The following is a 25,393-nucleotide window of genomic DNA, read 5'->3' as shown; positions in this document are numbered from 1 at the left end:
CGTTGTTCCTGCAAATCCCCTCTGTTCGCCCTGCCTCAACGCGCCAGGTCCAGTACCACAATGGCGCCCAGCCACAACCACAGGCTGTGCTGCACCAGACGGATGGCACGCAGGATATCGACGGCCCCCGGCGCCCCCCCTTCGCCCAGCAACGGCCGCTCTTCGACGCTGCCGTGATAGCTGGCCGGACCGCCCAACTGCAGGCCAAGGGCGCCGGCACCGGCCGCCATCACCACGCCGGCATTGGGGCTCGTACGATGGCCCTGCCGATACCAGCAGCGCAGGGCGCGGCGACCGTCGCCGAGCAGGGCATAGCTGAGTGCGGTGAGGCGCGCGGGTATCCAGTTGAGCACGTCATCCAGGCGCGCCGCCGCCCAGCCGAAGGCGGCATAGCGCTCGTTGCGATAACCCCACATGGCGTCCAGCGTGTTCACCAGGCGATACAGCACCGCCCCCGGCGCGCCGAGCACCACAAACCAGAACAGCGCGCCGAATATCGCATCGTTGCCATTCTCCAGCACCGACTCCGTTGCCGCCCGGGCTACGCCTGCCTCATCCAGCGCGGCCGTATCACGGCTCACCATCCAGCCCACGCGCTGGCGGGCCAACGCCAGATCACCGCCGGCCAGTGCCGCCGCGACGGCGCGGCCGTGTTGCGCCAGACTGGTTGCGCCGATGGCGAGATACAGCAACAGCACCTCGGCTACCACACCAATATGGGGCAGATGGGCCAATACGGCCGTCACCAGCACCAGGGGCAGCACCGCCAGCAACAGCACCAGCACGCCCTGTGTGCGACGGCGCCGGTTGAGCCGCGTCTCCAGCGCGGCCGCCAACCGGCCAAAACCGACCAGCGGATGATAACGACGCGGCTCCCCCAACCACAGGTCGAGCAGGACGGCACAAAAACCGACGACGGCCAGCCCCATGCTCAGCTACCGTCGCTGACCCGGCTCAACTCGCGCAGCGCGTGCACCAACTGGTGGGACAACTGCGCATACTCATGATGCAGCAGGTGCTCCGCCTCCTCCGTCTTGCCGGCGGCGTGCAGGTGGACGATCTCGCCGGCGCAGCGGTGAAAGGCGGCATGCGCCTTGATGACCTCCCAATACAGCGGCTGATCCTGCCAGGCGGCCAGGTTGGCATACAGCCAGTGACCCAACGCGCACAGATTGTCCTGCCCGACGGTATGGACATCGAATGCCGTGTCGCTGATGCCGAGCAGATGATTCTGCAAATGCACCTTCCAGGCGACATGGGAATTGATGGCGTCGTAGAAATTCATCCGCTTCTGCTGCTCGACCGGCGGCGGTGCCGGTGCCGCGATTATACGCGTGAATTGGGGTAAACTACGGTGACTCCACCGGTTTCCGACATCCCATGGACATCAGCCCGCTGTACACCGCCCGTGACCGCATCCAGGCCGACCCGCGTTCCGGCCAGGCGCTGCTGCTGTACGCGCTGATCAAGACGCTGTCGATTCCGCAGGGCGGCCATGCCTACCTGCTGACCAAACTGAAAGAGATGAATCCCGACACCCGCCAGCTCGCCTATGGCCTGATGGAGCTGATGGTGCAGGGGGCAACCGCGCACAGGGAATGGAGCGAGGCTGTGGCACAGATGGACGCCGCCATTGCCGGGAAATGAATTCCCGCCGGCAGGAATGACCACTGTTCAACCCCGGGCCAACATGGACAAGAACCTGTTTCAACGTCTGACCACCAGTGAGCTGGACAGCTATGCCATCGAGCTGGAACATGCGGTGGAGAACCACACGCGCTGGGTCAACGGCATCAGCCGTACCCTGCTGTGCCACGGCACACCCGATGCTGCCGACCTGGCGGCAGAACCGCATCTGCACTGCCATTTCGGCCGCTGGTACCACGGCATCGACAACCCCGCCCTGCTCAAACTGCCCGAGTTCGAAGCCATCGGCCCGGTGCATGAGGCCATGCACAAGGCGGCACGGGAATTGTTGCTGGCACAACAGGAGGGCAAGCCCTTCGACATCGCCACCTACGATCGGCTGCTGCTGCTGAGCGATGAAATGCGCCGACAAATGAGCCAACTGCGCAGCGGCTTCAAGCACAACATGAACCTGATTTCGCTCCTGATGGGCAAGGTGTTCGAGAATGCCGCCGAAGGCGTACTCATCACCGATCCCAACGGCGTGATCCTCAGCGTCAACCACGCCTTCACCGAGTTCACCGGCTATGCCGCCGAAGAGGCCATCGGCAAGACGCCGGCGTTGCTGCGCTCGGGACGCCAGAGCGAAGCCTTCTACCGCCACATGTGGCTGACGCTGCAGAACGAGGGACAGTGGGAAGGTGAGATCTGGAACCGGCGCAAGGACGGCAAGCACTACCTGGAATGGCTCACCATCTCCGGTGTACGTGACGAAGCGGGCACCATCACCCACTACGTCGCGGTGTTCTCCGACATCACCAGCGAGAAGGAAAACGAGGAACGCCTCTACCACCTCGCCCACTACGACCTGCTCACCGACCTGCCCAATCGCATGCTGTTCTACGATCGCCTGCGCCAGGGTCTGTTGCGGGCGAAGCGCAACAACCGGCAGGTGGCGATCATGTTCCTCGATCTGGATGGTTTCAAACAGGTGAACGATGAACTGGGTCATCATGCCGGTGACGAGCTGCTGCGCCAGGTGGCGCGCCGCCTCAGCGGCGTATTGCGCGCCTCCGACACCGTGGCCCGCTTCGGCGGCGACGAATTCACCGTCTCGGTGCCGGACCTGACCCCCGACGACGACATCAGCCGTGTGGCACAGAAGATCATCGCGGCGGTGGCCAAACCCTATTACCTGGGCAGCAACCGCGTGCAGGTCACCACCAGCGTGGGGATCAGCCTGTTCCCGCAGGACGGTGAAGACCCCGACTCCCTCATCACCCACGCCGACATGGCGATGTACGAAACCAAGAAGGGCGGCAAGAACAGCTACCGCTTCTACGCCGCCCCCCTGTAGGATCGACCCTGCCGCACCACACCGCATCACGGCCGAGCCGCTTCTACGCCAAGCTTTTTTCCACCACCTCCGCCACATCGCGCGACAGCGCCGGCAACGCGCCGATGCGCTGCAGCTGCGCGCGCATCAACGCCTGCCGTGCCGCATCGTAACGTTTCCATTGTGTCAGCGGCGCGAGCAGGCGGGCGGCGATCTGCGGGTTGAGGGCGTTGAGTTCGCAGACGTAGTCGGCGAGGAAGGCGTAACCGGCGCCGTCGGCGGCATGGAAGCAGACCGGGTTGCGCGCACTGAACGCGCCCACCAGGCTGCGCACGCGGTTGGGGTTCTTGATGTTGAAGTCGCTGGATGCCACCAGACGCTGCACCTGCGCCAGCGTGCCGGGCAACGGCGCGGTGGCCTGAATGGCGAACCACTTGTCCAGCACCAGCGCCTCCTCGCGCCAGCGGGCATGGAACGCACCCAGCGCCTCGCTGCATTCCGGCGCGCCGCTGTGCACCAGCGCGGTGAGCGCCGCCTGCACGTCGGTCATGTTGCCGTCGGCCTGCAACTGCGCCACGGCCAGACCACGCGCCTCCGCGTCCCCCAACTCCACCAGATAGCCGAGGCACACGTTGCGCAGGCGCCGTCTGCCCATGGCGGCGGCATCGATCTGGTACGGCCCGGCATCGGCAAGGCGCTGATACGCGGTCAGCAGCGCCGGGCGATGGGCGGCGGCGAGGGCGCGGCGCAGGAACTGCCGCGCCTGATGGATCGCCTGCGGGTCCACCACCGCCATGAACTCCGCCACGTACTCCTCCGCCGGCAGGGTCAGCGCCTCGGCGATGAGCGCCGGATCGAGCGCGGTGTCGGCGAGCGTGCGGGCGAAGGCGGCAGAAAAGGCGGTATCCAACACCGGGGCCGCACCGGCACGCTGCGTCTCGATCAGGCGCAACAGCACGCGCAGGGCGAGCTGCTGTCCCGCCTCCCAGCGGTTGAAACTGTCAGTGTCATGGCCCATGAGAAAGGCCAGCTCGTCGTCGCTCAGCTCCAATGCCAGCTTCACCGGTGCGGAAAAGCCGCGCAGCAGCGAGGGCACCGGCTCGCCCGGCACATCGACAAAGGTGAAGCGTTGCTCCTCCTGCGTCAGCTCCAGCACCCGCTCGCCGCCAACCGCCGCCGCCTCATCGCTAAGGCGCAACGGCAAGGGAATGCCGCGGCCATCGAGCAAGGCCATGCGCAGGGGAATATGGAACGGCAGCTTGTGCTCCTGCCCCGGCGTCGGCGGGCAGGTCTGGCGCAGGGTCAGGGTATAGGTCTTCTGCTGCGCATCATAGCTGCGCTGCACACTGACATGCGGCGTGCCGGCCTGGTCATACCAACGCTTGAACTGCGTCAGGTCACGGCCCGACACGTCCATCATCGCCTGCACGAAATCGTCGGTGGTGACGGCCTGGCCGTCGTGGCGGCTGAAATACAGATCGGTGCCTTTACGGAAAAGTTCGGGCCCGAGCAGGGTGTGCAACATGCGTACCACCTCGGCGCCCTTTTCGTACACCGTGAGGGTGTAGAAATTGTTGATCTCCTGGTAGCTCTGCGGCCGCACCGGATGGGCCAGCGGTCCGGCATCCTCGGGGAACTGATGCGCGCGCAGCAGGCGCACGTCATCGATGCGCGGCACAGCACTGTCCAGCATCGCCGCGGTGAACTGCTGATCGCGCAGCACGGTGAAGCCTTCCTTGAGCGAGAGCTGGAACCAGTCGCGGCAGGTGACGCGGTTGCCGGACCAGTTGTGGAAATACTCGTGACCGATGACACCCTCGATGGCGACGTAATCGGCGTCGGTGGCGGTGTCGGGGCTGGCCAGCACGTAGCGCGAATTGAAGATGTTGAGCCCCTTGTTCTCCATCGCCCCCATGTTGAAGTCGGACACCGCGACGATCATGTAGATATCGAGGTCGTACTCGCGGCCGTAGGCCTGCTCGTCCCAGGCCATGGCGCGCTTGAGCGAGGCCATGGCATGGGCGGTCTTGTCCCGGTCGTGGCTGCGCACATACAGATGGAGCGCCACCTCACGCCCGCTCAGGGTGGTGAAGCTGTCCGCGACGCAGTCGAGGTCGCCGGCCACCAGGGCGAACAGATAGCAGGGCTTGGGGAACGGGTCATGCCAGGTAGCGTAGTGACGACCGTCGTCGCGCCTGCCCTCCGCCACCCGGTTGCCGTTGGACAGCAGCACCGGATACTTTGCCTGTTCGGCGACCAGCGTGGTGGTATAGACAGTCATCACGTCGGGGCGGTCGGGAAAAAAGGTGATCTTGCGGAACCCCTCCGCCTCGCACTGGGTGCAGAAGTTGCCGCCGGAAACGTACAGTCCCTCCAGCGCGGTATTGGCCGCCGGATTGATGATGGTCTCGATCTCCAGCGTGAAGCGGTCCGGCACCTGGGCGATGGTGAGCGCCTCGGCATCCAGCGTGTATTCATCCGCACCCAGCACACGGCCGTCCAGCCGGATCGCGATCAGCTCCAGCTCCTGGCCGTCGAGGCGCAACGGCCCGGCCGCAACGCGCTGCCAGTGCGAACGCGCCGTGACATGGGTGCGCGTCTCCTCCAACTCGAAGTGCAGATCGATCTTCGTGATGCGGAAGGGATAGGGCGTGTAGTCTTTCAGGTAGATGGTGGACATAGAAAAAGTTCCAAGTTCCAAGTTGCAAGTCTCAAGCGAAGGACAAAGAATTGTTTTTTCTTGTCATTTGCAGCTTGCAACTCGTAACTGATCATTACAAAGCCAGCGCCACCAGGCAGGTGACCTCGATCACCTCGAGCAGTGCGCCGGCGGTGTCGCCGGTGGTGCCATGGATGTGCTTGAGCATCAGATGGCGCATGAGCCAGGCGACCAGCGCCAGGATCAGCAGCAGGCGCAGCCCCTGCCAGCCGAACAGCAGCGGCATGGCGAGGGCCACCAGACACAGCACCAGCCAACCGGTTTCCCGCGGCAGATGGCGCGCCAGATCGCTGCCCAGGCCGTTCTCGCGCACATAGGGCGTGGAAAGGAACAGCCATATCAGCAAGGTGCGGCCGAGGATCGGCGCGATCAACAGCACCTGCCACAATTCGGCGCGCAGCAGTGCGGTCAGGGCGGCAAACTTCACCAGCAGCAGCATCACCACCGCCGCCACGCCGGCGGGACCGCTGCGCGGATCTTTCATGATCTCCAGGGTACGCGCCGGATCGCCGCGGCCGCCGAGCCAGGCATCGGCGCTGTCGGCCAGGCCGTCCAGGTGCAGCGCACCGGTGACGATGACCCAGGCGGTGAGCAGCAACGCCGCCTCCAGCCATGGGTCCGGGGTTCCCAGCATCCAGTCGAGCACCACCAGCAACAGGCCGATGACGCCGCCCACCAGCGGATAGGCCAGCAATGACCGGCCCCGCGCCTCGGCCGTGGGCGGCGCCGCCAGGCGCACGGGAAAACGGGTGAGGAACTGCAGGGCGATGAGGAAGCTGTTCATGACGCAGGGAGGCCGGAGACCAGGGATGGATGAAGGAAGGCAGCAGCGGGATTATATCTGGCGCGGCTGCCGCGCACACGTCCCCGGCAATGCCGTCACAAGCGGCCGTCGTGGAACACCAGCTGCGGCAGGGCCTCGCTGCCGCAGCCGTCGATACGGATGCGGGTGATGGCGGCATTGCCCACCTGCAGGCGGAACAATTTGTCCAACGGCATCTCCAGCACCTCGCGGATGATCATGCGCATCATGCCGGCGTGCCCCACCACCAGCACATGCCGGCCGGCGTACTGTAGGAGCAGGTCCTGCCAGCCGGCGATGACCCGATCCCGGAAGGCATACAGGGTTTCCGCGCCGGGCGGCGTATGGTTGAGCGGATCGCGCCAGAAGCGCGCCAGCCGCTCCGGGTCGTCGGCCATCAACTCGGCCGCGGTCTTCCCTTCCCAGGCGCCGAAGCCGATTTCCTTCAGGCGCTCGTCGAACCGCAACGGCAGGCCGTGGCGTGCCGCCAGTTCCTCGGCAAAGGCGGCACAGCGGGCGAGCGGCGAACTGACGATCACCTGCCACGGGCAATGCTCGCCCACCGCCGCGCGCATCTGCCGCCAGCCCTTGTCGCTCAGGGGATCATCCATCTGGCCGCGGTACTTGCGCCCGCCGACGGGCTCGCCGTGGCGGATCAGATCGACTGTCGTGGTGATGTGGTCGGACATGCGCGCACCCTACAAACCCGGCACACAAATTACAAGCGCGAGAAACCGGACCGGAGTTCGGCGCGAAGCGGCTGCGCAACCACTCGTTGCCCAGGGGCAGGCCACGCCGCCATGGCGCGGCAGCCCGGTCTATTGTGGCTGCGTACTGTCCGTATTGCCGCCGTCCTCCGGCGAGATGAGGCCGCTCTGCAGCAAACGGGTAAAGGCCTCCGGCTCCACCGGGCGGCTATAGAGGAATCCCTGGACGAGGTCGCAGCCCAGTTCCGCCAGCAGCCGGCGCTGCGCCTCCGTCTCGACACCCTCGGCAATCACCTCCATGCCGAGGTCATGGGCCAGGGCGATGGTGTTGCGCACGATGGTCACGCTGTGGCCCGCCTCCGGCAGGCCCTGGACGAAGGAGCGATCGATCTTGAGGCGGTCGGCGGTGATCTCCTGCAGGCGCTTCAGGCTGGAATGACCGGTACCGAAGTCGTCGATGGACAGGCGCAGACCGCGCTGGCGCAACCAGTGGATGCTGCGGCGGGCGCGCCGCGGCAGCGACATGGTGACGGTTTCAGTGATCTCCAGCTCCAGGGCATTCCCCGCCAGGCCATGACTCCCCATGGCACTGCACAGGTCGCGCAGCAGGTGCTGGTCGAACAGCTGGCGCGGCGACAGGTTCACGGCCAGCACGAAATCCGGCACCAGGGCGCGCCACTGCGCCGCCAGCCGGCAGGCCTCCGCATTGACCCAGGCGCCGATGGCGATGATCTGGCCGGTCTCCTCCGCCAGCGGGATGAATTGTTCCGGCGCAACCAGCCGCCCCTGATCGTTCCAGCGCAGCAACACCTCACCGCCGATGATGCGGCCGCTGGCCAGCTCCACCACCGGCTGTACCAGGGTACGCAACTCGTTGCGCGCCAGCGCCCCGCGCAGGCGGGTCTCCAGCGTCAGGCGGTCCTGCACGTAGCGCTCGCCTCCCGGGGTATAGATGGCGGTATCGAGCCCGGCCTGCTTGGCCTGGTACATGGCCTGGTCGGCACGGCGCAGCAGAATGTCGGCATCGATACCATGCTCCGGCAGGCAGCTGATGCCGATACTGGCGCCGATGAACAGCTCCTGCCCGTCGATGCTGAAGGGTTGACCCAGCACGGCATGGATCTTTGCCGCCACACGCAGTGCCGCCGGGCAGACCGCGCCACCGTCCGGCTCGGCGCTGCATACCACGATGAACTCGTCGCCACCCTGGCGCGCCAGCATGTCGCCGCTGCGCAGCACGCCGCGCAGGCGCGCCGCCACCTGCATCAGCAAGGTATCGCCGATATGATGACCGAGTGAATCGTTGACCTGCTTGAAGCGATCGAGGTCGAGGAACAGCACCGCCAGCGGCATGGGGTGGCGGTGCCCCTGGGCGATGAGCAGGCGCAGATGCTGCAGCAGGAAGCTGCGGTTGGCCAGCCCGGTCAGGCCATCGTGGTAGGCCAGATGCAGGATGCGCTGTTCGTCCTCCTTGCGCCGGCTGATGTCGGTGAACGCCACCACGGCGCCGGTGATGGTGCCGTTCTCGTACAGTGGCGTGGAATGGCATTCCACCGGAAAGCTGCGGCCGTCGCGCCGGGTGAACATTTCCTCACCATGATAGGAGGCGCCGTCACGAAACACCCCCAGCAAGGCGCACTCGCTGCGCGGCAGCGGCGTGCCGTCGGGCCGCTTGCCGTGGAAGGCGTCATGGGCATTGCGGCCGAGCAATTCGCTCTCGCGCCAGCCCAGCATCCGTTCCGCCGCCGGATTGAGAAAGCGCAGGAACCCCTCGCCATCGACGCAGTACAGTCCTTCACCCAGCGCGGCAAGAATGGTGCGCTGGTAATCGTGGGCGCGGTGCAGGGCCTCTTCGGCGCGACGCTGCTCGGTGACGTCGCTGTAGATGCCGACGTAGTGCAACAGCTCTCCCGCCGCATCGCGCACCGCCGCGATGGACAGGCGCAGCAACGCCAGTTCACCATCGCCGCGCCGGTTCCATATCTCGCCGCTCCACTGACCCTGCTGCGAGATCGCCTGCCACATCGACCGATAGAATTCCGCATCATGACAACCGGACTTGAACAGGCGCACATTGCGGTACATCAGGGCGCGCCCCGGATAGGCCATCATGCGTCCCAGGGCCGGATTCACCGCCTGGATGACGCCGGCGGCGTCGGTGACGAGGATGCCGTCCAGGGCATGTTCGAACACGCTGTCGGCCAGACGGTGATAGTGATCGTGGGCCTGCCAGCGATCCACCAGTTCATTGATGGAACTGCCCAGCGCAGCCATCTCGCCACTGCCACCGGCAGCGGCGCGCGCCGTTGCCGTCGCATCCTGCCGCAGGGCATGGAGGACCCGCGACAGGGACAGCACAGGGCGGGCATGAAAGCGCAGCACGCCAAAGCCGAACAGCGACATGGCCAGCAGTGCGGCACCACCAGCGCAGACGATGACGAAGCCGCGCAGCCAGGCCTGCAGCAGCAGTTGCTGCGCCTGGTCACTGATCCATTGGCCATATTGCCGCTCGACCGTCAGCAGCGCCGCATGGCGTGCCGCGGCCGTCATGTGGCGCGAGGCCAGTGCCGCGTCATCACCGGCCTGGGCGCACTTGCCGGGCTCCGGCGCGGATACGCCGTGGACAATGGAAGCGGTAGCCAGCGACAGCGCCGGCGGCAGCTCCCGCACGAGGCGCCGTTGCAGCACGTCGTCCAGCCGCACCGCCAGGCCGCACAGCTCGAACAGCGTCGCCAGAGTCGCCTCGCTGCCGCCCTGCGCCAGCTGCCAGGCCAGTTCGCGCTCGCGCGCCGCATAATCGAGGCTGCGCAACAGATCGAGCCAGGCGATTACCGGCAGGACCAGCGGCGGCGGCAGACGTACGGCAGCGACCTCCTGCTCGGCCTGCTGCAACAATGCCGGAGCAGTGGCGGGCAAATCGGCAGGCAGTCCCGCCCCCCCGGCCGCAGTCGGCACCACGGCGGCAGCCGCGGTACACCGCCCGGGCAACGGTTCGGGACGGGCGTCGCTGTGCCCGCGCAGCGCGGCATACTGTCGTTCGTGCACGGCCCGCAATTGTGTCGACAGTTGCTGCAGGCGCGTCAGCACAACCTCGGCATCACGTACCTCGCGCAGACGTGCACCGGCATCCCACAGCACCACGCCGGCGGGGATCGCCAGCAGTGCCGTGAGCACCAGGGCAAACAGCAGGAAGAGTCGAAATAACTGCATGGTGGACAGCGCCTGCGCGGCGCCTGCTTCAGTGCATGCCCGCCGATCGTGCCGCCGCGTAGAGACGGATCAGTGCCAGCTGCACCTCTCCGGATTTATGACGGATTTTCTTGAGGGTCTGCTCGGCATCGGTGACGGTGCCGTTGTCCACATCGTTCAGCACCGCACCGACGGCGATGTGAAAATCGGCATGCACCCGGCGCAGGTCGGCATACTCCGGCGTCCGGCCAAACTCAATCTGGGCGGCGCCGTGAATCCACTTGCCGAGGGTACACAGATGGTCGGCGGCCACCTCGGCCACCTCGTAGCGGCTGTCATCGCCGCCTTTCAGATGATTCTCGATGCGCCGTGTCCAGGCGATGTGCGCATCCAGTGCCTGCTTCATGTTCAGGCCGCGGAACTCCTCCTCGCCGGCAGCAAACTGCAACGGCTGGAGGGCAATGTTATCGGCGACGTCAGCGCCGCCCTGGGTAACACTCTTCAACCACGATAGTATGCTCATACTGTCTCTCCTCCGCTGTTGTTATTGTCTTAGGGAAGCTCTGAATAAGTTCAGAGCTTCCCTTATTCACAACGTGATCACTCCCTGTTGAAAGGCCAGACGCACGAGCTGCACCGGTGAACGGATCCCCAGCTTGTGCATGATGCGGGTGTGGTGGACACCCGCGGTCTTCGGGCTGATCGACAGAATACCCGCAATTTCTGTAACCGAATACCCTTCCGCCAGCAGACGGAACACCTCGAACTCGCGCGGCGTCAGCACCTGCAGCAACGGGCGCGGCGCCTCGCCTGGTGCACCGTTACTCTTTGCGAGCAGTACCTGATCAAAATGCTTGCCGCCGGCCGCCACACGCCGTACCGCGCTGACGATCTCGGCGGGCGCGGCGCTCTTGGTGAGATAGCCCGCCACCCCCAGACCGAGCGCCTGCTGAAACAGCGCCGTGCTGTCCGAGACGCTCAGCATCAGGATGCGGGCAGCGGCATCGCGCAGGCGGATGCGGCGCACCGCCTCCAGACCGCCGATGCCTGGCATGCGCATGTCCATCAACACCATGTCGGGCCGATGGAATTCGTACAGACGATAGGCCTCTTCCCCGGTGGCGGCCTCGGCCACGACACCAATTCCATTCACCTCCAATAATCGACGCATGCCGATGCGCGCCACCGGATGGTCATCCGCCACCAGGGCGGAAATCTTGTCACCGCTCATCACTACCCGTGTTTCAGTACCAACGCCGCGACACCCGCCGCCGACCATGCGGGCAAGATGCCTGTTGCGCAGGAATTGGGAAATAAGCAGATGGCGTATTTTTGGTGCCGCAGCCCCCGGCGCCAGGCTTGCATTTGGCACCCGCCATAAAGACACGCGGCGACCTGACCGGCCATCACCGCACGGAGCGTCACAAGAAGACTTACAAGCAAAACAATCAACGATTACCGGGACAACTCACGGCATGATCACACCATGGCGCAGCGCGAGGCGCACCAGTTGTGCCGATGTCTTCACTTCCAGCTTGTGCATGATACGGGTGTGGTGCACACCGGCGGTCTTCGGGCTGATGGACAGCAGATTGGCGATCTCGTTGACCGAATGTCCCTCCGCCAGCAGGCGAAACACCTCGAACTCACGCGGCGTCAACCGCTCCAGCAGCCCGTCGCGACCGCCGCCCAGGGCGTGTCCCACGAGATCGGGGTCGATATACATGCGCCCCTCGGCCACCGCATGCACCGCCTCCAACAGGATCGCCGGCGCCGACTGCTTCGTCAGATAACCCAGGGCACCGGCCTGCAATGCGCGCGACAGCATCGCTTCATTGTCGTGAATGCTGAACACCAGGATACGCGCCTCGCCATCGCGCGCCAGGATGCGACGCACCGTCTCCAGGCCGCCGATACCCGGCATGGCCAGGTCCAGCACCACCACGTCGGGAGCGGTCGCCGCATACAACTGCACCGCCTCCTCCCCGCTGCTCGCCTCGGCCACCACCACCCCCGCATTCACCTCCAGCAGGCGGTGAAACCCGGCGCGCACCACCGGATGGTCATCCACCAGCAGGATCCGGATAGTCTCTCCCGGCATCTTGCACCTCCCGTTCCGTCAACGGCAGCACGGCACGCACGGTCGTTCCCGTGCCCGGCCCCGTGGAGACATGAAACTCGCCACCTACCACCAGCGCACGCTCGCGCATGCCGAGCAGGCCGAAACCACGGTCAGCGGCACGCTTGTCGATGCCGACCCCGTCGTCGCGCACACACAGTTCCAGCCGCCCTGCGGCCGGGCGCAACGATACCGTCACCCGGCTGGCGGCGGCATGCTTGCTGATGTTGGTCAGCGCCTCTTGGGCAATGCGATACGCCGTCAACTCCACCGTCTGCGGCAGTGAAGGTGGTGCTGACAGCGAACTCTCCAGCACCACTTCAGGATGATGGCCGTGCCACTGCTGCAGCAGTTCCTCCAGCGCGGCCACCAGCCCCAGATCGTCGAGTAACGACGGACGGAGACGCCGCATCATGCCGCGCACCGTGACGTACACCTGGCCGGCGACGGCATTGATGGAACTGGCGCACTCACTGATCAGCGCACTGCGATCACGATTGAGTTGCAACACGCACTCCGCCTCGGCACGAATGGCGGTAAGCGACTGCCCCAATTCATCGTGCAGCTCGCGCGCCAGATTGGCGCGCTCCTCTTCCTGGATCGCCAGGGCCATGCGCGCCAGGCGGCGATTCTCCTCCAGCAGCCGTGCCGTCTCCTGCTCGGCATGCTTGCGCGCGGTGATATCTTCGCCTACCGACTGGAACTCACGGATGGAACCATCGTCGTTGAACAGCGCGCGATCCACCCAACGTTCCCAACGCTGCGACCCATCGTCCTGCTGCACCGGATACTCCATCACCACTACTGGCTGCTCATGGTACAGCGCCGCGTCACGACGTCCGGCACCGGGGTGAAACAGGGGAAAACCGCCCTGACGCAACAACTCTTCGCGTGACACCTGGAAATGACGGCAATAGGCCTCGTTGACGTAGCTGATACGGCCGTCGGGATACCAGCGGCAGATCATCTCCGGAATGTCCTCGAGGATGGTGAGATAGAAATGCTCGCGGCGCTGCAACACCTGCTCGGCGACACGGCTCTGCTCCAGCGCCGCACTCAACTGCTGTACGGCGGCGGCATCGCGCCGGCAGGAACCACGCATCCGCCACAGGCACCATATCAGTACCGCACCGCTGGCCAGCAGTCCGGCCGCCACAGCGAACGGCAGCGATGCATCCCAGGGGGCCGCACAACCGAGACTGCGGCCCAGCACACCGCCGCAGGCGGCCGCCGCCAGCAGCGCCGGCAACACGACCCAGCGGCGGTCCGTGGCGACATTGCTTTCCTCTTGCCTCTGCATGCGCCCGCCTCCACCGGCCGATGGTTCTCCCTAGGGAAGGTCTGAATAAGTCCATCCTGGACTTCTCGGGTCGCTCCCGCCCTTCCCTGGGCTGCGCGACATAAGTCCATCCATGGACAAAACCACGCCAAGCGAAAAGTGTGATTTTCGCTTGGCTTCATTTTTCAACGACTTATCGTCGTTGAAAAATGGCGGCACATCCCTGTGCCGCGGAAGCTCTGAACTTATTCAGAGCTTCCCTAGCCCAGCTTCGCCCCCGGCCGGCCGATGAAATAGCCCTGCACGTAACCAACCCCCGCCTCACGCACATGTATCATCACCTCGGCATCCTCGACGAACTCGGCGATGGTCTGGATACCGAGGTCGCGCGCCATCGCCGCCATATGGCGCACGAACACCTGATCGCGCTCGTCGTGCATGAGATTGATGATGAAGTCGCCGTCGATCTTCACGTAATCGATGGGAAAGTGCTTGAGATAGTGGAAGGAGGAGAAGCCGGAGCCGAAATCGTCAATGGCGAACTGGAAGCCGCGCGCCTTCAGTTCGGTGACGAAGGTCTGCAACAGCGCCAGATTGCGCACCGTCTCGCGCTCGGTCAATTCGAACACCACCTGCGCCGGATCGATGCCGCTTTGCTCCACCAGCCGCTCCACCGTCGGCATGAATTCACCGAGAATCAGCGCCTTGGGCGACAGATTGACGAACAACTTGCCGGTATAGCCGGTGCGGCGCACCGCCTCGAAGGCATGCTCCATCACTTGGTAATCCAGCTTGTGCACCACCCCCATGCGCTCGGCCACATCGATGTATTCACCGGCCACCGCCACCTCGCCGCTCTCGCCCAGCATGCGGCTCAACACCTCGAAGGCGAAGGGCGTGCCGTCACCAGCGGCGACAATGGGCTGGAAATAGGGCACGAAGCGTTTTTCCTCCAGTGCCGCCAGAATAGTGAAACTCTGCGCGCCGATGCCGCGGTAGATCTCCGCCACATCCTCGCTGCCTGCCAGCATGACGCGGTTCTTGCCCTCGCTCTTGGCGCGATACATCAGGTTGTCGGCGATGAGGAACAGATCGCGCGCCGCCTCGGCATGGTCCGGACACAGGGCGATACCGATGGAAATAGTGGCGCGTACCGCCTTACCGTCCGGCGCGGTGAGGCTCATCTGCGCGGCCTCCTCCACCAGGCGCTGCGCCGCTGTCCAGGCCTGGTTTTCCGGCGTGTCGGTCAACAGCACGACGAACTCATCACCGCCGTAGCGCGCCACCACATCGCCGTGGCGGAACACCTGCTTGAGCAGATTGGCGAAGGCCTGCAGGAAGGCATCGCCGAAACCATGCCCGTAGGTATCGTTGACACTTTTGAAGTTGTCCATGTCGATCATCAGCAAGCCGAGGCGCTCGCCCTTGCGCCGTGCGCGATCCATTTCGTACTCCAGCAGCTCCCAGAAGGCGCGCTGATTGTAGAGATGGGTGAGCGGGTCGCGCGTGGCGTAATACTCCAGCTCCTTGGTGTACTTGTAGATGGCCTTGACCGAGCCGACCACATTGAGCAGGGTGGAGAGGATGCTCTCCATCACCAACAGGCGCATGGCATCCTTGCCGAGGCCGGCCTGCACACCGATACCGACGATGCCGCCGATCTTCGGCGTATCCACGAACAGGCTCTTGCTCTGCAACTCGATGTCGGCCTCGGACAGGTTCGGCATGTCGCGGCTGGCATCGGCGGTGTTGTGGTTGACCTCCACCGAGGCCATGCCCTTGAAGTAAGGATGGCGCTGCAATACGGCACGTACGCTGCGCTCCAGCACCTGGGTCATATGCGGCGAGGGGCGGTTGCGCCAGAAGATTTCCAGATCGAAGACCTCTTCCTCGACCTTGAACACGGAGAACAGCACATAGGCCTCCATCACCTTGTTGATCTCCAGCAACAGGTGATTGACGTACTCGCGCCAGTCGCGCACCACCTCGGAGGTGATGATGAAGCGCTCCAGCAGGCGGATCTCGAACTCCAGCAGGTCCTTGTCCACGGCGAACTCGCGCAGCCGCTCCACCAGGGCGCGCACCTCGCCGAGGATGTCGTCCAGCTCACGAAAGCCGACCTGGGAGTCGTCCATGGCGAAATGGGCGAGATCGGATACCTTGTTGACCTGGCCGACACGGCCGCGCAGCAGTTGCACCGAATGATCGATGCGGCCGTGGATGAACATCGCCACCAGGAAGGCGCCCGCCAGCATCACCGGCACGATCAGCCACAGCGCCGCCATGAAGCCGGCACGGGCGCGCTCCAGCACCGGGCGCAAATCCTGCCGCAGATCGATCACCCCCAAGGTGTCGCCTACGGCGGCGTTGGTATGGCAACCCAAGCACTCCTGACGCGCACGCAGCGGATAGACGTGGCGCAGACCGGCATCGTCCTCGTGCACCACGTTGCGGCCGTCCGCGAATGCCTGCCGGATGGCGGCGTCGGGCAGCGGCTGCTCGATGGCGCCGTACAGCGCCTCGACGCGTTCGCCGCGGTAGATCTCCAGGCTGTAGGGGGTGTCGGCGAAACGGCCGCGCATGGCGGCGAGGAATTCTTCCAGCTCGGCGCGCGTCCAGCCCTTGCGCATTACCTGAAACATGGCATCGAAGGTCTGTCCGGCGAGCACTTCGGACACCTCGCGGGCATCCTCGCGCACGGTCCGATCATAGAGTGAGGCGACGACGCCGTAGGCGCCGGCAAACAACAGCAGGGATCCGGCCAGAGCGGCGAGCAGCATGAAGCCCTTGATGGTGCGAAACAGATGCCACATGACACTGGCCTTTCTTTATTGTTATGAAAACATGTTTGCATACGGCCCGGGGGATACACTCACACCGCCGGCACCGCAACTATCACATACCGCGCAAAGGCCACGGTATCGGGATATTCCTTACCAGTAACAATAGTCCAGTGAAAAGGTAAAGAAAGCCGCCCGCATTGCGGACAACCCAAGCAAGCCACAGGCATTGCGCTCTACCCGTCGCTTACCCCTGCCTCGGCAAAGGTGGCCATCTCGCCGTGCAGGCGGCAGGCCAGTTGCAACAACGGCAGCGCCGTCGCCGCACCGCTGCCCTCGCCCAGGCGCAGCCCCAGACTGAGCAACGGATGTGCCTCCAGGGCGGCGAGCAGGCGGCCGTGGCCCCGTTCGGCGGAGTGATGGGAGAACAGCAGCCAGGGGCGTATGGTGGGATTGATCTGCACCGCCATCAGCGCCGCGGTGGTGGTAATGAAGCCGTCCACCAGCACCGGCACACCGGCCTGGGCGGCGGCGATATAGGCGCCGGTCAGGGCGGCGATCTCGAAGCCACCGACGCAACGCAGGATGTCCAGTGGCAGCTCCAGTTCCTCGCGGTGCAGAGCCAGCGCGCGGCGTACCACCTCGGCTTTGTGACCGATCCCCGCCGCATCGAGGCCGGTACCGGCACCGGCCACCAGGGCCGGATCCAGTTGCAGAGCTGCCGAAGCCACCGCCGTGGCCACCGTGGTATTGGCGATGCCCATCTCGCCGCCGATGAACAAGTCCATGCCGGCCGCCAGGCCCCGCTCCACTGCCTCGCGCCCGGCGGCGAGGGCGATGTGCAACTGCCCGGCGCTCATGGCCGGCTTGCGGCAGAAGTTGGCACTGCCGTCGCCGGCCCGGCGGCTCACCACGCCGGGCAGCGGCTCCACCGCGCTGGCCGCCCCCACGTCGACCACTTCCAGCGTCGCCCCCACGGCCCGCGCCAGCACGCAGATCGCCGCGCCGCCGCGGGCAAAGTTGCGAATCATTTCCACCGTCACCGCCTGGGGAAAGGCCGACACCCCCTCCGCCGCGACGCCGTGATCGGCGGCAAACACCACGACGCGCACCCGCTCCAGTTGCGGCCGCTCGCGCCGCTGCAGGCCGGCCAGCTCGACCGCCAGTTCCTCCAGCCGCCCCAGTGCCCCGGGCGGCTTGGTCAGCACCCCCTGCCGCGCCTGAGCGGCGGCAATGGCGGATTCATCGGGCGCGGCAACGGGCTGGTGCAACCAGGCATCAGACATTGACTTATATCCTGTGTGGAAATTTCCGGGGAGGCGCATTGTCGCCCAAGCGGGGGCAAATACAAAAGATTTGGATCAATACCCGTCGCCCGGAAGCGCGACGCCCCTCTCATTTCAAGCGCAGGGGCAGTCCGGCGGCCACCAGGCTGACGTGATCGCACAATTCCGCCAGCCGCTGGTGCAGACGGCCGGCCTCGTCGCGGAAACGCCGGGCCAGGGGATTGTCGGGCACGATACCCCAGCCCACCTCGTTGCTGACCAGCAGGATATCGCCGGACAACTCCGGCAGCGCGGCATACAGCGCGTGCGTTTCCTGCTGCATGCGCGCGTCGTCCAGTGCCAGCAGGTTGCCGAGCCACAGGGTCAGGCAGTCCACCAGGAGGCAACGATGCGCTGCCGCCTCGCGCCGCAGCACCTGCGCCAACGCCAAAGGTTCCTCCACCAGCGCCCAGTCGGCGGGGCGCCGGGCACGATGATGGGTGATGCGCATCGCCATTTCCTCGTCCAGCGCCTCGGCAGTAGCGATGTAGACGACGCTGCGGCCAGCCTGTGCAGCCAACTGCTCGGCATGGCGGCTCTTGCCGGAACGGGCACCGCCGAGAATGAGATGCTTCATGGCACGAGGGAACGAATGGTGTGCGCGGCAAACGGGGCAGGTGCTGCGGCTACAACGCCCCCGCCAGGGTAAACACCGCCAGCACCACCAGCCAGACCAGGGCGGCGCGGCGGATCAGGGCGAGGGCCTCGCGGATGTAGCTGTCCTCCTCCGCGAGGTCCGGGGTCACGCCGTCGTCCTCCGCCGGCTGGTAGCGCAGGGCGCCGAAGCCGCTGGCGACGAGGATGAAGCGGCTGTCCTCCAGCCACTTGCCGGCCTCCTCGCGCCAATAGTGCATGGCATCGACGAAGCTGCCGCTGAGGGCATAGGCTAGGGCGGTGAGGCGTGCCGGCAGCCAAGCCAGGATCTGGTGCAGACGCTGCGCCGCGGCGGCGAAACCGGAGGCCTCGCTGGCACTGCCACGCCGCACCAGCACGGCCACGCGATACAGCAGCGCACCGACCGGTCCGAGCAGGATGAACCAGAGCACCACGCCGAAGAAGCGCTCGTTGGCCTCGGCCAGCATGGTCTCCAGCATGACGCGGGTCAGCTTGCCGGAGCTGTCCACCGTGGTGTTGCCGAGCATGTCGCCAGCATAGAGCATGGCCGACTCCTCGTCGCCGCGCTCGCGCGCCTCGAGAAACGCCTCCACCTCCGCCTCCAGATCGCGCGGCCCGAAGCTGTACAGCAATACCAGCACGGCAAACAGGAAGAACAGCGGCCAGCCGATGGCGTGGAACAGGACACCGAGCAGCAGCACGGTCAGCACCGGGATCAGCACCACAACCGCAACACCGGCAGGGCCATCGGCCCAGGGCTGCCGCCGCACCTGCTGCATCAGCAGATCCAGCCAGCCAAAGCGACGCATCTCCTCCAGCGAGCCGAGGAGACGTTCGAGAAAGACGCACAGCAATATCGTGAGCAGGGCCATGGCGCTAGTTTCGAGTTTCAGGCCGCGAGTTGCAAGCCATCATTCCGCATCATGGCAGGGTCACCGGCGAAACGAATGCCGCCGGCTTGAGCGCCAGCACGGCACAGTCGACCTTGTGCAGTATCGTCTCCGCCGTATTGCCGATGAGCAGGCCGGGGATGCCGCTGCGTCCCAGCGTGCCCATGACGATCAGATCGGCCCCCAGCGCGTGCGCCAGCGCCGGCACCTCCTTGCCCGCATTGCCGCGCGGCAGATGCAGTTGCGGCTTGAGGTAATCCAGGGTCTCCTGCCCCAGCCACACCGCGGCCGATGCCGCCATCAGTTCCTGCAGCCAGCGCTCGTGGCGCTGCCGTTCCTCGGCCACGTAGGCGGCCACCTGCGCCTCGCCGGCCCCGGGCGCCCACAGGCGCAGGGTGTTCTCCGCCGCCGCCTCCCACACATGCACCACGTGCAGTGTCGCGGACTCCGCCAGGGCCAGGGCCGCGGCCAGCTCGATGATGCGGCGGTTGAACTCCGCCGCCTCGACCGCCGCCGCCGGGTCGAAATCCACCGCCGCCAGGATGCGCCGGTAGGGCACGGCGCCGCCCTCCTTCAGCAACCACACCGGCACCGGGCACTTGCGCAGCAGGTGCATGTCGTCGCTGCCGAACAGCACGCTGCGCAGGTCGGCGTCGGCGCGGGCCGGCTTGAGCACCAGGTCGTAGCCATGACGCAGCACCTCGCGGATCTCCGCCAGGTAGCCGCGGCCGAACACCACCTTCACCTGCGGTGCCATGGCGCCGGGGATATCGCGCAGCAGGGTCGCGACATGGTCGATGAAACGCTGCTGCAGCGCCTGCTCCACGCTCTGCGGCACGATGCCCGCCACCGGCGGCACCGGATCCAGCACCGTGAGCACCGTCAGCCGCGCCTGCTGGTTCTGCGCCAGCGTCACCGCGCGCTCCAGCACCCAGCGCTGTTCCGCCTCGGCCTCAATCACGCACAGAATGTTGTTGAACCGATGCATGGTTTTCTCTCCGTTCAGGGTAGGAGCGACCGTATTCGCGACCGGCAGCACACCACGGCCTATCGCGGACACGGTCCGCGCCTACGACAGAATCTTTTCCTCTGTAGCCAGCAGGGCATACAGCTGGGGCCAGTCGAAACAGGGGCCGGGGTCGGTCTTGCGTCCCGGCGCGATGTCGCTGTGGCCGGCGATCTGCCCGGCCGCCAGTGCAGGATAGGCCGCGCGCAGGGCGGCAACCACCGCGCCCAGCACCTGATACTGCACCGGCGCGTAGGGCAGCTCATCCGCACCCTCCAGCTCGATGCCGATGGAAAAGTCGTTGCAGCGTTCGCGGCCGCAATGGGATGACGCTCCGGCATGCCAGGCACGGCGATGCAGCGGCACATACTGCACCAGCTCGCCGTCGCGGCGGATCAGCAGGTGCGACGACACGCGCAACCGATGGATCTCCTGGAAATAGGGATGCGCCGCCGGGTCGAGGGTGTTGGTGAACAGGGCGTCGATCCACGGCCCGCCGAATTCGCCCGGCGGCAGGGAGATGCCGTGGATGACGATCAGTTCCGGCGCCATGTCGGCCGGACGTTCATCGCAATTGGGTGACGGTACCTGGCGCGCCGTGGTGATCAGGCCGGTTACCTTGTCGATGACCAGCGTCACGGCGCCTCCTCGGCGGGGCGCGCCAGCGCCGCATCGATGGCCGCGCGCAGATGCTCTGGCTGCGCCTCGCTGTGCAGCGCGCAGTGATACTCGCCGTCGCGGAACAGAAACAGCGCCGGCAGGTGGAACACGCCGAACTCGCGCGTCAGCGCCATGTCGCGCCCGGCATCCACCTCGAACAGGTGAACGTCGGCGAATAGCGCGCGCTGCTCGCGCAATACCTGCTTCAGCCGCTTGCAGGCACCACAGGCCGGCCCGGTGAACAGCACCAGGCTGACGCCCGGCGTCTCCGCCAGGCGGTGATGAAAATCACCGGCCAGTGGCGTCAGAACCGGCATAGCCCGCCGAACACCAGGTTGCTGAAACTGACGATGCCCACCACCTTGCCGTTCTCGATCACCGGCGCGCGGCTCAGGTCGAAGCGGGTGAACAGCCGCGCGCAGTAACGGATGTCCATCTGCGGGTCGACGGCGATCACCGGCTTGGCCGTCACCTCATACACATTCACCCGTTCCGGCGCCCGGTCCTTGCCCAGCACGTGGCGCGCGATGTCGGACACCAGCAGCATGCCGTACTCGTCATCGTCATGACGTTTGTCGACGATCAGGCACTCCGCCTCGATCTTGCACATCAGCGCCAGGGCCTCGCTCACCGTGACCATGCCGTCGACGGTATCGAAGCGGGTACTCATCACCTCGCGCACCCGCACCACATTGCGTTCGCTCATAGCTCCCCCTCCACTACCGCGGTCAGCGTCCGCACCTGCTGCGCCACCCCCACCGCATCTTCGACATCGATCTGGAAGGCAATGCCGGTACCCGGCGTATCGTCGAACTGACCGACCTCGGCAATCTTTTCCAGTATCTTGCGCGCCAGATGCTCCTCCACCAGGAACAATACCATGTCGCGCTGTGTCTCCACGGACAGACCGAAAAAGGTCTTGGCCTGGCGCAGCCCTTCGCCGCGCGCCTGGCTGACCACGGTGGCGCCGGTGGCGCCGGCCTCGCGCGCCGCCTTCAGCACCGCGTCGGTCTTGTCATCCTCCACCAGGGCTATCAACAGCTTGAAATGCATGATCCCACCTCCTCGTCAGAAAACATCCATCACGCCTTGCCACGCCACACCGCCAACTGGGCGTAGCCCATGACCGTCAGCGCCGGTCCCACCGCAGTGACGGCCAGCAGGCCGAAGCCATCCACGGCGCTGCCCCCGTCCAGTTGCAGCGCCACACCGATACCCACCGCCACCAGCAGGGGCGCCGTTACCGTGGAGATGGTCACCACCCCGGTATCCAGCGCCAGATTCACCACCAGGCGCGGCGTCACCCGTGCCTGCAGATACAGCACGACGAACAGCACGGCGAGCAGCGGAAACAGCGGCACGCCCAGCATCATGCGCAGCAGGCCGAGACAGGCCCCGAGGCCGATCCCCGTCGCCACCGCCAGGCGCAGCCCCCAGGGCTGGATGGCGCCGCCCGACAACTGCGAGGCGCGGTGCGCCACCGTGGTCAACACCGGCTCGGCCAGTGCCGCCGCAAAACCCAGCGCACCCAGGAACAGATAGAGCTGCAACAGGCTCACCGCCGTCGCCTCCACCGCGGCGGCGGCCAGGGCACCGGCCACCTCGCGCCCGAGCGGAAACACGGTGTACTCCAGTCCGTAGAGGACCAGCACCAGACCGATGACCAGCAGGCTCAGGCCAATGGCGACCTGTACGGGACGGCGCAGCGGCCGCCGCAGCACCAGGCCCTGAAATGCCGCCAGCACCAGGACGATCGGCAGCAGATCGCTGATGACGGCCAGCAGCGCCTCTCCGGCCTGCACCATCATCGCAACCAGCCCCACAACAGTACGCACAGGGGCGGCAGCAACAGCGCCGGCGCCACCATACCGAAGCCATCAATCAGGGATGAACGCTGGGCCAGACTAGCGGCCAAGCCAATCCCCAACGCCACCACCACTGGCACCGCCAGCGTGGACATGGCGGAGATACCCATATCGAAGGCGAGGGTGGTCATCAGCGGCGGCGCCACCAGGATCAGCAGCAACAACGGGAGCAGCAAGGCCAGCAGCAGCAGCGGCAGCGGCCAGCCACGCAGGATGCGGACGATGCCCAGGACGACGGACAGCGCAATGCCCAGCGCCGTGGCGAGCCGCAGACCCCATGCAAAGGCCGCGGCATCCGCGGCGGCGATGTGCCCCCCCGCTACGGCGGCCTGTGCCGTCTGTACGGCCACCGCCGCCAGCGCCGGCTCCGCCACGGTGGCACTGAAGCCCAATGTGAAGGCAAACAGCAGCAACCAGCGCAGACTGCCCTTGCTGACGAAGTCATGGGCAATGCCCTCGGCCAGGGGAAACAGCGTGAATTCCAGCCCCTTCACCACCAGGGCGAGACCGACCACCAGCACCAAGCCGCCGGTCAGCAGTTCACCCAATGGCGGCAAAGCCGCCCCCAGAATCAGGGCAAAGCCGAGCAAGACCACCGCCAACGGGGCCAATGTCAGCGCACTCTCGCGCATGGCGCTCAACAAGTCCTGCAACAGTCGCAGCATGTCCTGATCCCGTTCAGTGCGGCAGCTTGACGCCCACGCTCACCACCTGCTCGCCCTGCATCTCCTTGATCACCAGCTCGATGCTGCCGAGCGGCAGGCGATCGCCCGGCACCTGACGGCCGTGGAAATGTTCGCCGAACAGTTGCGCCAGGGACTTGCCGCTGTACTCGGGCGGCACGCTGATGCCGTAGACCAGGGCCATGTCCTCCAGCCGCGCATCGCCCTTGAGCACGAACTCGCCGAAGAACTGGCGTTTGGCCGTTTCGGCCTGCGCGCTGGTGGGGATGAACATCCGCTCCAGCTGCGGCAGCGCCTGACGGAAGGCCAGCACGTAGACAAAATCGCCGACGCGAAAGTTCTCCACCTGGCGCAGGTCCTGCGGCTCGCCATCATGCACCAGACCGGCGAGCCGGCAGCCCGGCGGCAGCGTGAGGGCAGTCAGCGGCTTTCCGGCAATGGGCGTGCGCGCCGCGACCTCATACACCGCCAGCTCGAAATCCGGCTGTCCCGGAATGTCCAGGCCGACACGATGCAGGCCGACGGACTCCTGCGGCACGTTCAGCCCCAGCTTGCGCGCCAGCGGCGCCACCGACCAGCCTTGCACGGTGAGTGACACCAACACCACGAAGAAGGCGGTGTTGAAAAACTCGCGCGCGTGCTCCAGCCCGGCCAGCAGCGGGAACAGCGCCAGCACGATGGGCACTGCGCCGCGCAGCCCCACCCAGGCGATGAACACCTGTTCACGCCAGGGCAGATGGAAGGGCTTCAGGCACAGCGCCACCGCCAGCGGCCGCGCCACGAACATCAGGATCGCGGCGACGAACAGCGCCTGGCCGGCATGGTCCAGCAGTGCCGACGGCTGCACCAGCAGCCCCAGCACCAGGAACAGGCCGATCTGCGCCAGCCAGGCCATGCCGTCGTGGAAGCGCAGGATGTTGTGCCCCGCCTGCAGCGGCTTGTTGCCCACCACCAGGCCGGCCAGATAGACCGCGAGGAAACCACTGCCGCCGATGCTGGACACGGCACCGAACAGCGCCAGCGCCGCGGCCAGCACCAGCAGCGGATACAGGCCCGGCGTCAGGCGGATGCGGTTGACCATTCTCACCAGCAGCCAGCCGCCACCGACGCCGGCCAGGCCGCCCAGGCCCATCTGCTGGACGAACTCCAGCAGCCAGTGCCACTCCAGCACGCTCCGTCCCGTCGCCAGCGCCTCCACCAGCACGATGGTGAGAAAGATCGCCATCGGGTCGTTGCTGCCCGACTCGATCTCCAGGGTGGCGCCGACGCGCTGCTTCAGTTCGATGCCCTGGTTGCGCAGCAGCGAGAACACCGCCGCCGCATCGGTGGAGCCGACGATGGCGCCGATCAGCATGCCCTCCATCCAGTGCAGGTCGAACACCCACATGGCGGCCCAGCCGGTGACCAGCGACGACACCAGCACGCCGAGGGTGGACAGCAGCATGGCCGGGCGCAGGCCGACGCGGAAGGTGGTGACCTCGGTGCGCATGCCGCCGTCGAACAGGATCACCGCCAGCGCCAGGCTGCCGATGAGGTGGGCGCTCTGCACATCGTCGTACTTGATGCCGCCCGGCCCCTGCTCGCCCATCAGCATGCCGAGGCCGAGGAACACCAGCAGCAGGGGCATGCCCACCCGCGCCGACAGCAGGCTGGCGTAGACGCTCACCAGCAGCAGGGCGCCGATGGCGAGGATGATGTAGTTGGTCAGTTCCAAGGCGATGTATCGGGCCGGCAGGGGTTCCGCCCAGGACGAGCGGACAGTGCCCCTAGAATATAACGGAAGCGCCGCCGT

The 25,393-nt window shown here is 66.0% G+C and carries 24 protein-coding genes; 2 read left to right on the top strand and 22 right to left on the bottom strand.

Going from position 1 to position 25,393, the window contains the following annotated elements; translation table 11 throughout:
• Positions 1–35: 35 nt before the first annotated feature.
• The gene (gene cbiB / locus EP379_RS03770; protein ID WP_172600365.1) at positions 36–929 is read right to left on the bottom strand and encodes an adenosylcobinamide-phosphate synthase CbiB; all 894 of its coding nucleotides are present in this window, start codon (positions 927–929) and stop codon (positions 36–38) included.
• Between the two features lie 2 nt (positions 930–931).
• Positions 932–1,285 (bottom strand): CZB domain-containing protein, encoded by a 354-nt coding sequence (locus EP379_RS03765; RefSeq protein WP_127475993.1) that lies wholly within the window; start codon positions 1,283–1,285, stop codon positions 932–934.
• A gap of 95 nt (positions 1,286–1,380) precedes the next feature.
• Here EP379_RS03765 and EP379_RS03760 point away from each other — a divergent pair, with 95 nt between their 5' ends.
• Both EP379_RS03760 and EP379_RS03755 read left to right on the top strand, forming a co-directional pair.
• Positions 1,381–1,647 (top strand): hypothetical protein, encoded by a 267-nt coding sequence (locus EP379_RS03760; RefSeq protein WP_127475991.1) that lies wholly within the window; start codon positions 1,381–1,383, stop codon positions 1,645–1,647.
• Positions 1,648–1,663: 16 nt separating this feature from the next.
• The gene (locus EP379_RS03755; protein WP_127475989.1) at positions 1,664–2,983 is read left to right on the top strand and encodes a diguanylate cyclase domain-containing protein; all 1,320 of its coding nucleotides are present in this window, start codon (positions 1,664–1,666) and stop codon (positions 2,981–2,983) included.
• A gap of 43 nt (positions 2,984–3,026) precedes the next feature.
• Here EP379_RS03755 and pepN read toward each other — a convergent pair whose 3' ends face one another.
• The 20 genes from pepN to EP379_RS03655 all read right to left on the bottom strand — a co-directional run bounded on the left by pepN (position 3,027) and on the right by EP379_RS03655 (position 25,315).
• Entirely contained in the window at positions 3,027–5,642 is a 2,616-nt protein-coding gene (gene pepN, locus EP379_RS03750) for an aminopeptidase N (RefSeq protein ID WP_127475987.1), read from the bottom strand.
• A gap of 94 nt (positions 5,643–5,736) precedes the next feature.
• Entirely contained in the window at positions 5,737–6,465 is a 729-nt protein-coding gene (locus EP379_RS03745) for an adenosylcobinamide-GDP ribazoletransferase (protein WP_127475985.1), read from the bottom strand.
• Between the two features lie 95 nt (positions 6,466–6,560).
• Positions 6,561–7,172: a histidine phosphatase family protein gene (locus EP379_RS03740; protein ID WP_197722848.1), complete on the bottom strand. Its 612-nt coding sequence runs from the start codon at positions 7,170–7,172 to the stop codon at positions 6,561–6,563.
• A gap of 129 nt (positions 7,173–7,301) precedes the next feature.
• A complete protein-coding gene (locus EP379_RS03735; RefSeq protein WP_127475983.1) occupies positions 7,302–10,400 on the bottom strand; it encodes a putative bifunctional diguanylate cyclase/phosphodiesterase in 3,099 nt (1,032 codons plus the stop codon).
• A gap of 28 nt (positions 10,401–10,428) precedes the next feature.
• On the bottom strand, positions 10,429–10,902 hold the full coding sequence (locus tag EP379_RS03730) for a CZB domain-containing protein (RefSeq protein WP_127475981.1): 474 nt from the start codon (positions 10,900–10,902) through the stop codon (positions 10,429–10,431).
• Positions 10,903–10,968: 66 nt separating this feature from the next.
• Complete coding sequence (locus EP379_RS03725; RefSeq protein WP_127475979.1) at positions 10,969–11,610, bottom strand: response regulator; 642 nt, start codon at positions 11,608–11,610, stop codon at positions 10,969–10,971.
• A gap of 237 nt (positions 11,611–11,847) precedes the next feature.
• Complete coding sequence (locus EP379_RS03720; protein ID WP_127475977.1) at positions 11,848–12,480, bottom strand: response regulator; 633 nt, start codon at positions 12,478–12,480, stop codon at positions 11,848–11,850.
• Positions 12,443–13,798, bottom strand: a complete 1,356-nt coding sequence (locus EP379_RS03715; protein WP_127475975.1) for a PAS domain-containing sensor histidine kinase — start codon at positions 13,796–13,798, stop codon at positions 12,443–12,445. The genes EP379_RS03720 and EP379_RS03715 overlap by 38 nt, the downstream gene beginning before the upstream one ends.
• A gap of 239 nt (positions 13,799–14,037) precedes the next feature.
• Positions 14,038–16,590 carry a putative bifunctional diguanylate cyclase/phosphodiesterase gene (locus tag EP379_RS03710; RefSeq protein WP_127475973.1) on the bottom strand — a complete coding sequence of 851 codons (2,553 nt, stop codon included), beginning with the start codon at positions 16,588–16,590 and terminating at the stop codon, positions 14,038–14,040.
• Between the two features lie 203 nt (positions 16,591–16,793).
• A complete protein-coding gene (gene cobT, locus EP379_RS03705) occupies positions 16,794–17,843 on the bottom strand; it encodes a nicotinate-nucleotide--dimethylbenzimidazole phosphoribosyltransferase (protein ID WP_127475971.1) in 1,050 nt (349 codons plus the stop codon).
• A 109-nt stretch (positions 17,844–17,952) separates the two neighbouring features.
• The gene (gene cobU, locus EP379_RS03700) at positions 17,953–18,459 is read right to left on the bottom strand and encodes a bifunctional adenosylcobinamide kinase/adenosylcobinamide-phosphate guanylyltransferase (protein ID WP_127475969.1); all 507 of its coding nucleotides are present in this window, start codon (positions 18,457–18,459) and stop codon (positions 17,953–17,955) included.
• A 49-nt stretch (positions 18,460–18,508) separates the two neighbouring features.
• Positions 18,509–19,369 (bottom strand): regulatory signaling modulator protein AmpE, encoded by an 861-nt coding sequence (gene ampE, locus EP379_RS03695; protein ID WP_127475967.1) that lies wholly within the window; start codon positions 19,367–19,369, stop codon positions 18,509–18,511.
• 49 nt (positions 19,370–19,418) lie between these two features.
• On the bottom strand, positions 19,419–20,375 hold the full coding sequence (locus tag EP379_RS03690) for a universal stress protein (protein ID WP_127475965.1): 957 nt from the start codon (positions 20,373–20,375) through the stop codon (positions 19,419–19,421).
• An 81-nt stretch (positions 20,376–20,456) separates the two neighbouring features.
• Positions 20,457–21,026: a 1,6-anhydro-N-acetylmuramyl-L-alanine amidase AmpD gene (gene ampD, locus EP379_RS03685; protein WP_127478822.1), complete on the bottom strand. Its 570-nt coding sequence runs from the start codon at positions 21,024–21,026 to the stop codon at positions 20,457–20,459.
• A 2-nt stretch (positions 21,027–21,028) separates the two neighbouring features.
• The gene (locus EP379_RS03680; RefSeq protein ID WP_127475963.1) at positions 21,029–21,370 is read right to left on the bottom strand and encodes a thioredoxin family protein; all 342 of its coding nucleotides are present in this window, start codon (positions 21,368–21,370) and stop codon (positions 21,029–21,031) included.
• The gene (locus EP379_RS03675; RefSeq protein WP_127475961.1) at positions 21,358–21,759 is read right to left on the bottom strand and encodes a CBS domain-containing protein; all 402 of its coding nucleotides are present in this window, start codon (positions 21,757–21,759) and stop codon (positions 21,358–21,360) included. Before EP379_RS03675 ends, EP379_RS03680 begins: the two co-directional genes overlap by 13 nt.
• Positions 21,756–22,106, bottom strand: a complete 351-nt coding sequence (locus EP379_RS03670; RefSeq protein ID WP_127475959.1) for a P-II family nitrogen regulator — start codon at positions 22,104–22,106, stop codon at positions 21,756–21,758. Before EP379_RS03670 ends, EP379_RS03675 begins: the two co-directional genes overlap by 4 nt.
• Before the next feature lie 29 nt (positions 22,107–22,135).
• Positions 22,136–22,861, bottom strand: a complete 726-nt coding sequence (locus EP379_RS03665) for a DUF1538 family protein (protein WP_127475957.1) — start codon at positions 22,859–22,861, stop codon at positions 22,136–22,138.
• The gene (locus tag EP379_RS03660) at positions 22,858–23,583 is read right to left on the bottom strand and encodes a DUF1538 family protein (RefSeq protein WP_127475955.1); all 726 of its coding nucleotides are present in this window, start codon (positions 23,581–23,583) and stop codon (positions 22,858–22,860) included. The genes EP379_RS03665 and EP379_RS03660 overlap by 4 nt, the downstream gene beginning before the upstream one ends.
• A gap of 13 nt (positions 23,584–23,596) precedes the next feature.
• On the bottom strand, positions 23,597–25,315 hold the full coding sequence (locus EP379_RS03655) for a potassium/proton antiporter (RefSeq protein WP_127475952.1): 1,719 nt from the start codon (positions 25,313–25,315) through the stop codon (positions 23,597–23,599).
• Between the last annotated feature and the right edge of the window lie 78 nt (positions 25,316–25,393).

The sequence above is a fragment of the Sulfurivermis fontis genome (assembly GCF_004001245.1).
Lineage (GTDB): Bacteria > Pseudomonadota > Gammaproteobacteria > Thiohalomonadales > Thiohalomonadaceae > Sulfurivermis > Sulfurivermis fontis.
Note: the sequence above shows the minus strand (reverse complement) of the source record. Positions and strands in the feature narration are given on the sequence as shown.

Excerpts from the sequence above, each read along its gene's own strand:
- cbiB (WP_172600365.1), bottom strand. The coding sequence starts at position 929 with ATGGGGCTGGCCGTCGTCGGTTTTTGTGCCGTCCTGCTCGACCTGTGG.
- EP379_RS03765 (WP_127475993.1), bottom strand. The coding sequence starts at position 1,285 with ATGAATTTCTACGACGCCATCAATTCCCATGTCGCCTGGAAGGTGCAT.
- EP379_RS03760 (WP_127475991.1), top strand. The coding sequence starts at position 1,381 with ATGGACATCAGCCCGCTGTACACCGCCCGTGACCGCATCCAGGCCGAC.
- EP379_RS03755 (WP_127475989.1), top strand. The coding sequence starts at position 1,664 with ATGACCACTGTTCAACCCCGGGCCAACATGGACAAGAACCTGTTTCAA.
- pepN (WP_127475987.1), bottom strand. The coding sequence starts at position 5,642 with ATGTCCACCATCTACCTGAAAGACTACACGCCCTATCCCTTCCGCATC.
- EP379_RS03745 (WP_127475985.1), bottom strand. The coding sequence starts at position 6,465 with ATGAACAGCTTCCTCATCGCCCTGCAGTTCCTCACCCGTTTTCCCGTG.
- EP379_RS03740 (WP_197722848.1), bottom strand. The coding sequence starts at position 7,172 with ATGTCCGACCACATCACCACGACAGTCGATCTGATCCGCCACGGCGAG.
- EP379_RS03735 (WP_127475983.1), bottom strand. The coding sequence starts at position 10,400 with ATGCAGTTATTTCGACTCTTCCTGCTGTTTGCCCTGGTGCTCACGGCA.
- EP379_RS03730 (WP_127475981.1), bottom strand. The coding sequence starts at position 10,902 with ATGAGCATACTATCGTGGTTGAAGAGTGTTACCCAGGGCGGCGCTGAC.
- EP379_RS03725 (WP_127475979.1), bottom strand. The coding sequence starts at position 11,610 with ATGAGCGGTGACAAGATTTCCGCCCTGGTGGCGGATGACCATCCGGTG.
- EP379_RS03720 (WP_127475977.1), bottom strand. The coding sequence starts at position 12,480 with ATGCCGGGAGAGACTATCCGGATCCTGCTGGTGGATGACCATCCGGTG.
- EP379_RS03715 (WP_127475975.1), bottom strand. The coding sequence starts at position 13,798 with ATGCAGAGGCAAGAGGAAAGCAATGTCGCCACGGACCGCCGCTGGGTC.
- EP379_RS03710 (WP_127475973.1), bottom strand. The coding sequence starts at position 16,590 with ATGTGGCATCTGTTTCGCACCATCAAGGGCTTCATGCTGCTCGCCGCT.
- cobT (WP_127475971.1), bottom strand. The coding sequence starts at position 17,843 with ATGTCTGATGCCTGGTTGCACCAGCCCGTTGCCGCGCCCGATGAATCC.
- cobU (WP_127475969.1), bottom strand. The coding sequence starts at position 18,459 with ATGAAGCATCTCATTCTCGGCGGTGCCCGTTCCGGCAAGAGCCGCCAT.
- ampE (WP_127475967.1), bottom strand. The coding sequence starts at position 19,369 with ATGGCCCTGCTCACGATATTGCTGTGCGTCTTTCTCGAACGTCTCCTC.
- EP379_RS03690 (WP_127475965.1), bottom strand. The coding sequence starts at position 20,375 with ATGCATCGGTTCAACAACATTCTGTGCGTGATTGAGGCCGAGGCGGAA.
- EP379_RS03680 (WP_127475963.1), bottom strand. The coding sequence starts at position 21,370 with ATGCCGGTTCTGACGCCACTGGCCGGTGATTTTCATCACCGCCTGGCG.
- EP379_RS03675 (WP_127475961.1), bottom strand. The coding sequence starts at position 21,759 with ATGAGCGAACGCAATGTGGTGCGGGTGCGCGAGGTGATGAGTACCCGC.
- EP379_RS03670 (WP_127475959.1), bottom strand. The coding sequence starts at position 22,106 with ATGCATTTCAAGCTGTTGATAGCCCTGGTGGAGGATGACAAGACCGAC.
- EP379_RS03665 (WP_127475957.1), bottom strand. The coding sequence starts at position 22,861 with ATGATGGTGCAGGCCGGAGAGGCGCTGCTGGCCGTCATCAGCGATCTG.
- EP379_RS03660 (WP_127475955.1), bottom strand. The coding sequence starts at position 23,583 with ATGCTGCGACTGTTGCAGGACTTGTTGAGCGCCATGCGCGAGAGTGCG.